General features: G+C 67.7%; 4 protein-coding genes. 1 reads left to right on the forward strand and 3 read right to left on the reverse strand.

Annotated features, from left to right (window positions below; genetic code table 11):
- Positions 1 to 631: SDR family NAD(P)-dependent oxidoreductase (locus LQV45_RS20950; RefSeq protein WP_230008664.1), on the forward strand; the 631-nt coding region annotated here is incomplete at its 5' end.
- Between the two features lie 18 nt (positions 632 to 649).
- On the opposite strand, the gene LQV45_RS20955 is transcribed toward LQV45_RS20950, so the two are convergent.
- The 3 genes from LQV45_RS20955 to LQV45_RS20965 are packed head-to-tail and all read right to left on the reverse strand — an operon-like array spanning position 650 to position 3,510.
- A complete protein-coding gene (locus LQV45_RS20955; protein WP_308288908.1) occupies positions 650 to 1,396 on the reverse strand; it encodes an SDR family NAD(P)-dependent oxidoreductase in 747 nt (248 codons plus the stop codon).
- Positions 1,397 to 1,427: 31 nt separating this feature from the next.
- On the reverse strand, positions 1,428 to 2,426 hold the full coding sequence (locus LQV45_RS20960) for a fumarylacetoacetate hydrolase family protein (protein WP_230008666.1): 999 nt from the start codon (positions 2,424 to 2,426) through the stop codon (positions 1,428 to 1,430).
- Between the two features lie 10 nt (positions 2,427 to 2,436).
- Positions 2,437 to 3,510, reverse strand: coding sequence for an amidohydrolase family protein (locus tag LQV45_RS20965; RefSeq protein WP_230008667.1), 1,074 nt, complete (start codon positions 3,508 to 3,510; stop codon positions 2,437 to 2,439).
- Between the last annotated feature and the right edge of the window lie 48 nt (positions 3,511 to 3,558).

A 3,558-nucleotide genomic window follows, 5' to 3' on the forward strand; every position in this document is an offset into this window, starting at 1 on the left:
CCGCCAGGTCACCGCCGCCGGGGGCCGGATGAGCAGCAGCCGGGTTGACCTCACAGACGAGGCCGCTGTGGCGGCATGGGCGCAGGACGTAGCCGCAAACCACGGCCAGGTGCACATCCTGTATGCCAACGCGGCGGTCACCCGCTTCGCCCCGGTGGAGCAGCTCACGTTTGCCGACTGGAAGTGGAATGTCGAACACGAGATGGATGTGGTGTTCCTGCCGGTCAAATACTTCTGGCCACAACTGATCCGGGTGCGGGACGCCGCCATCGTGCTGGTGGGATCCACGGCAGGAGTTACCGGTTCCATGACCAACGGCCGGCTGGCCCACACCGCCACGAAGGGGGCCGTGGTGGCCATGACCAGGCAGCTCGCGGCCGAAGGGGCTCCGCATGGACTCCGCGTCAATACTGTCAGCCCCGGAATGATCCGCACCGCAGCGACCGAGGGCAACCTCCTGGCCGCCGACCACCCCATGCGGTCCATCGCCGGCAGCATCCCGTTGGGCCGGATCGGCACGCCGGAAGAAGTGGCCAAATGCGCGCTGTTCCTGGCCTCCGACGAAGCGTCATACGTGACGGGCGCCAACCTGATGGTCGACGGCGGCTGGTCGGCCGTGCTGCCGGGCTAGTTGGAATCGTGCACCGCGTCAGCGCATGGCGTCGGAGACAGACTTTGCTCCGCCGTGGCCCGACTGGCCGCCGTCCACCGGGATCTCGGCGCCGGTCACGAAGGACGAGAGCGGGCTGAGGAGGAACAGCACGACGCCGGCCACTTCCTCCACGCTTCCAGTGCGGCCCAGCGGGGTCTCGGCCAGGGTGGCCTGCCTGAATTCCGGCTTAGCGCTCGCCGTCATGGGCGTTTCGATGAAGCCCGGATGGACAGTATTAACGCGGATCCCCCGCGGGCCGAGTTCCATGGCCGCCACCTGCGAGAGGCCCCGCAACGCCCACTTGCTGGCGGTATAGGCCACCGGATAGTGCGCGGTCAGGCCTGCGACGGAACCGACATTGACGATGGATGCGGCACTGCCCATCAGCGGTGCGAGCGCCTGGATCCCCAGCAAGCTTCCGGCGACATTGACTTCATAGACGCGCTGCAGGTCAGCCACAGAGGCATCCAGCAACCGGCTCCGCTGGGTGATGCCCGCATTGTTGACCAGCCCGTCCACCTGCCACCCCTGGGACTCGATCCAGGAAGCGAGATCGGACCAGCCGGAGGCATCGCTGACGTCCAGCTGCCGGTACACCAGCGCACCGGCCGAAGACGATGACACGGCGGCCAGCTCGGCCGGTATGTCCGCTGCGAGGTCTGTGGCAATGACGCGGGCCCCGGCCTCCACCAGCATGCGCGCCTCGGCAGCGCCCTGGCCCTGGCCAGCGCCGGTGACCACCACGGTCCGGCCATCGAGCTGAAGGGAGAGCACCCTAGATACCGGACGTAACCGCAGCGGCAACCCGGTTGCGCGGACGCTGCCGGGCACGCACCAGAGTCCCGGCGTTACGGCGTTCACCTACCGTGTTCTCTATGGTCCCGATGCCTTCCACCGTCATGCGGACCATGTCTCCCGTCTTCAGCGGCGGGGGAGTCTTCGCGCCGTTCCGTCCCCAGAGCTCCGCGAGGCAACCGCTGCCGCAGGTGCCGGAGCCCAGCACATCGCCGGGCCGGACCACGGAGTCCTGCGAGGCGTAGGCCACTAGCTCGGCGAACGGCCAACCTATATTGGACAGCAGGTCCTGGCCGATGGCTTTCCCGTTGACTTCCACGGCCATGGAGATCGGCAGGAACCCCTCGGCGTCGTGCAGGTCCTCGAACTCATCCGCGGTGACAATCCAAGGCCCCAGCGTATTGGCGAAGTCTTTGCCCTTGCACGGCCCCAGGCTGACTCTCATCTCCCGGCGCTGCAGGTCCCGCGCCGACCAGTCGTTGAGGACGGTGTAGCCGAAAATGTGCCGGTGCGCCTCCGCTGCAGTCAGGTTCCGGCCGTCGCTTCCGGGGACGCGCCCGACGACGGCGGCTACCTCGGTCTCGAAGTCCAGGTCCTCGCAGCCCGCCGGAATACCAATCACCTCGCCGGTGCCGGTCACCGTATGCGGGTTGGTGAAGTAAAAGGTGGGCGCCTCGTACCATTCGGGCACCACGCCGGCCACGCCGTCGATGCTCTTCCGCACGCCTTCGACGTGTTCCTCGAACGCGACAAAATCCCGGATGGTGGCGGGCGCCAGTGGGGCGAGCAGCTGCACGTCCGCCAGCGGAACGGCCGGGCCAGACCCGATGATCCGCCGGGCCAAACCCAGGGTCGCCTCGAGCCCTGCTTCCAGGAGTGTCTGAACCGTCTGGCCTGCGGGCAGGGCATAGCAGTTACCGCCGTCGACGAAGCCGGACTGCGTCCCGCCGTCGTGGTTCCAGCGAGCAATCTTGACCATAAGAACGTCCTTAGGCTGTGCGGCGGGCGGTGAGGATGGAAGCGGGCGTGATGCCCAGGGCAGCGGCGTTGCCGGCCAGCACCCTGGCCTCGTCCTCGGCGGAAAGCTGTGCCTCGATGACCTCGGCCACGGGGCGGTCGGAGCCCATGTCGAACGGGTAGTCCGAGCCCAGCAGCACCTGCCCCGGGCCAGCGGCGGCCACGAGCGCCCGCAGTTCAGCCGGGCTGTGGACCAGGGAGTCGAAGAACAGCTTCTTCACATACGACGACGGCGGCTCAGCACAGCCGCGTGCCTCCGGCCGGACCCTCCAGGCGTGATCGGAGCGGCCAAGGCTGGTGGGAAGGTAGCCGCCGCCGTGCGCGGCCAGAACCAACAGGCTCGGGTGCCGGTCCAGGACACCGCTGAAGATCAGGTGGGACAGGGCCACCGCGTTTTCCGCGGGCTGGGAGACGGTGTTGGCGAGGTAGAAGCGGTCCAGCCGCTCGTCCAGCGAGCAGCCGAACGGGTGCAGGAAGACCAGGGCACCAAGCTCCTCGGCCCGGCTCCAGAACGGTTCCAGCCTGGGGTCGGACAGCTCAACGGTGCTGCGCTCCGGGTCGGCGGGGGTGGCGGCGAACGAGCCGATTTCCACGCCTAGCAACCCGCACTCCAGCATGGCGTGTTCCAGGGCTTCGACCATCAAGGAAGGGTGCTGCAGCGGGACCAGGCCCAGGCCGTTCAGCCGTTCCGGGGCGTGGGCCACGAACTCCCGCACCGCCTGGTTGGCGGCCCTGGCAACCTGCAGGGCCAGCTCTTCCGCGGCGAAATAGTAGAAGTGCGACGGCGACGGCGAGACGAGCTGCACGTCCACGCCTTGGGCGTCCATGTCCGCAAGACGGCGGTCCAGGTCCGTCAGCTGCGGCCAGCGCTCCTTGATCATTTTTCCCGAAGCGGCCATCGACTCTGGTCCGTTGCGCCGGACTTCCAGAGCCTGTTGAGCGCCGAAGCCCTCGGGATCAGCTTCGGCCACCAATTGCTGCAGGGCCGGAAGCAGGATGTGGGCGTGGACGTCCACGGTGGGTTTTTCAGCAGGGCCGGTGCTCATGCGGGCTCCCTAACCAAGCTGGAGACTGAATGCATGAGGCCCGGAACG

The sequence above is a fragment of the Microbacterium sp. Bi128 genome (assembly GCF_918698205.1).